The organism is Nocardiopsis sp. TNDT3, from assembly GCF_003427465.1.
Taxonomy (GTDB): Bacteria; Actinomycetota; Actinomycetes; order Streptosporangiales; family Streptosporangiaceae; genus Nocardiopsis; species Nocardiopsis dassonvillei.
In genome coordinates this window covers 1-3,227 of record NZ_QPFC01000368.1, presented here as the reverse complement: position 1 = coordinate 3,227, position 3,227 = coordinate 1, and the positions used below count along the sequence as shown (strand labels likewise).

3 protein-coding genes are annotated in these 3,227 nt (G+C 73.8%); 1 reads left to right on the top strand and 2 read right to left on the bottom strand.

The features are described 5' to 3' along the window. Nucleotides 1-36: 36 nt before the first annotated feature. Together DQW06_RS09785 and DQW06_RS09780 are read right to left on the bottom strand one after the other, a co-directional pair. Nucleotides 37-1,185, bottom strand: coding sequence for a MauE/DoxX family redox-associated membrane protein (locus tag DQW06_RS09785; protein ID WP_071623026.1), 1,149 nt, complete (start codon nt 1,183-1,185; stop codon nt 37-39). Between the two features lie 3 nt (nt 1,186-1,188). Then, nucleotides 1,189-2,160, bottom strand: a complete 972-nt coding sequence (locus DQW06_RS09780; protein ID WP_013155638.1) for a hypothetical protein — start codon at nt 2,158-2,160, stop codon at nt 1,189-1,191. A 528-nt stretch (nt 2,161-2,688) separates the two neighbouring features. On the opposite strand from DQW06_RS09780, the gene DQW06_RS09775 reads away from it, so the two are divergent. Further along, nucleotides 2,689-3,216: a SigE family RNA polymerase sigma factor gene (locus tag DQW06_RS09775; RefSeq protein WP_041552954.1), complete on the top strand. Its 528-nt coding sequence runs from the start codon at nt 2,689-2,691 to the stop codon at nt 3,214-3,216. Nucleotides 3,217-3,227: the final 11 nt, after the last annotated feature.

Genomic DNA, 3,227 nt, shown 5'->3' with positions numbered 1-3,227 from the left:
GACGGGCCCCGGAGGCCGGGGCCCGTCGGCGCGCCCTCATCCGGCCGGGGTCGGTTCGCGCCCGCCCCGATCCGTCCCGCCGGTGCCCTGCTCCGCGGCGCCCTGCTCCGCCGCGTCCCGGCCGACCTCCTCGCGCCCGCTCGGACCGCGCTGTCCCGGAACGCGTTCGCCCTGGACGTCGCCCTCCCGAACGCCTTCGTCCCGGGCGCTCTCGTCGGATCCGCCCGCGACGAGGTCCCACACGGCGGAGCGTTCCCGGGCGGTCCGAAGGCTCAGCTCGGCCCTGGCCTCGTCGTGCCGCCACGCGTCCCGTCGGGCCGCCTCCCCCGGGTGGAGGAGCTTGCGCGGCGGGCCGGTCAGCTCGATGCGGGTGACCGCGCCGAAGGAGGCGACCACCGCTCCGCTCTCGCGGTCGACCAGGGCCGCGCGCACCGCGGTACCGCGCCTGCCCCCGGCCCTGACCGCGTACACCACGTCGACCCGGCGGCCGTGCCGTACGCCGTCGTAGCGCAGGAACCTCCAGCAGCCCTGACGCCACACGTCCTCGGGTTCGGTCCCGAGCATCACCGGTTCGTTGACGCGCCACACATCGCTGCGGCGCAGGGTCCGCACGGTGCGGCGCAGCGGAACCTCGCGCAGCGCGCAGGGCTCCTCGTGCAGGGTGCGCGCGGCCGAGGTGCGCAGTTCGGGGCTCAGCAGGGCCAGGAGCAGCAGTTCGGCGCCCAGGACCCCGGCGTGCAGCGGGGTCGGCGGGGCGACCGCCTCCCAGCCCGCGGGTTCCAGGCCGAGCGTGGACAGCGCGGCGGCCGACAGCAGTCCGGCCCGGGCCAGCGTCCGCCAGCCGATCGGCGCCTGGCTCAGCCCGCCGAAGCAGCCGCAGCCCGCCTCGGGGTCGCGTCTGCGGATCACCACCAGGACCACGACCGAGACGGCGAACACGACCGCGGTCAGCGCCCGCACCGCCTCGCCCGACAGGCCGGTCAGTCCGAGCAGGCCGAGCGCCAGCGCGGCCTCCAGCAGGCCGGTGCCGACCGTGGACGCCCGGCGCAGCCGCTCGGGCGCCAGGACGGCCAGGCCCGTGGCGGCCGCCCGACTGGTGGTCTTGGCGACGGCTCCGACCAGGAGCAGCACCGCCAGGAGCGGTAGCTGCACCTCGCGGGCCGCCTCGACGATCTCCGGGAGCATCGGTCATCCCTCCCCGTCGTGGACGGTGACGGTCGCGTTGAAGCAGCCGTCCTCCAGCCGCCCGCCGAGGGCGACGAAGCCGGTCATGGTGAGGGAGGCCAGCCGTCCCGCGCTCTGGCCTCCGCAGGAGGAGCACAGGTCGCACAGCCAGCTGTCTGCCGCGGCGCAGTCGACCACGGGAAGCGCCGCGGACTCGTGCGTGCAGTCGTTGCGCAGGCTCAGGGTCGCCCCGGTGGACAGCAGCGGCAGCGGGACGCAGGAGGTGCGCCGGTCGCAGGGCCCGTCGTGGCCGACGGGGTCGAGCGCCGGGTAGGCGATCCCGTCGACGTGGGCGCGCGGGTCCACGTGGGAGGAGCGGCCCCACGCCGGGTCGTACCAGGTGGCGACGCCGCTCAGCGTGGTGGCGCGCCGACGCGTGGGCGGCCGGTGCGGTGTGGCGCCGAGCGGGTAGGGCGGCTGGGTCGTGGCGGGGCGCACGGCCCGTACGGCCCCCTCCTCCCAGACGCCGACGGCGTCGAAGACGTAGCCGGGTTCCAGCCGCGGGTGGCGGACGGAGATCCGGCCCGAGGTCCGGTAGGGCAGGACGACGGTCTGGCGCGGACGCCCGTGCCCGGGGTCGATCTCCAGGGTGTCGCCGTCGCGGCTGACGATGACACCGGTGGCGCGGGCGGCCTGGGCCCACACGCGTGCGGCGATGGGGTGGCCGCCGGGTACGCGCAGCACCACGGCGTCGTCACCGGGGCGGAGTTCGCCCGGGCCGACCTCCCCGCCCCGCCAGAACACGGTGGAGCGGTCGTACATGAAGTGCTCCTCGCCGCCCGGCACGGCCAGGCAGAGGATGCGGGCGTTGGCGCTGACGACCACGCCGCGGGCGACGCGGTGCCCGAGCGGCGTGGGTTCGGGTGCGCTCGCGGTGCCGAGCACCGCGGCTGTGAACCTTCTGCGGTCCCGTCCGATCTCGGTGGTCACTGACATCTCGACTGAGCCCCCTCACCAGTACGACCCGTCGCTTCGTCCCCGTTGTCCAGACATGTTCTCGGTGCCGCGGCCCCGAACGACGCGTGGGGCACCCCATGGAACCAGAGAGCGGATTCCGCGCACACCGGGCTTCGCACATCGGGCGACTCGGGATCGCCCCACCACAGCCTGTCGTTACAAAGCTACGCATAGAACCCATAAATCTAGAAAGATTCATAAACACCCACAAGATCCCCCAAAACACAGGGTTTCCCGTTCGGTCGGCCCCTCTTTCCCCCGCCAGCGGGACCGGTCCGCGCGGCGAGGCCCGGCGAGTGGAACCGGCCCGTGCCACGGGCTTGTCGGCCGTCGGCACCGCGACTCGCCGGGGCCGGTATTCGGACACGGAAGCAGGCCGCCACCTGCGGTTTTCCGGCGGTCCGTTTGTCGGCGCGTGGGACACACGTGCCTGGATGTTTGCGTTGGCTGTGTGAGAGTTAGAAGGGAGGAACACGACGAAAGCCCACGCAGCGCCCGTGAAGGTCGGTGGTCGGCGTGACAGGGACGACCCGGACGCCCCGGTACGACGAGTTCAGCCACTACGTGGCCGAACGCGGACCGGTCCTGCTCCGGATGGCCCGGTCGCTGACGGGCAGCCACGCCGACGCCGAGGACCTGCTCCAGGCGGCGCTGGTCAAGACCTTCCTCGCCTGGGACCGGATCACCAACCCGAAGGCGCGCGACGGGTACGTGCGCAGGGCCATGGTGAACACGCAGATCTCCGAGTGGCGGCGCAACCGGCTGGACGTCTACCCGACCGACGAGATCCCCGAGCAGCGCGTGGACGACCCCACCTGGCGCAGCGACCTGGCCGACGTGGTGGAGCGCGCCATCGACCGCCTGCCCGCCCGGCAGCGGACCACGGTGGTGCTGCGCTACTACGACGACCTCACCGAGGCGCAGATCGCCGAGCGGATGGGGGTGACGCTCGGCACGGTGAAGAGCACGCTGTCCCGCGCCGTGGACAAGCTGCGCCTGGACGCCGACCTCATCATCGAGCGCACCGTCGGCTGACCCCGTGGACC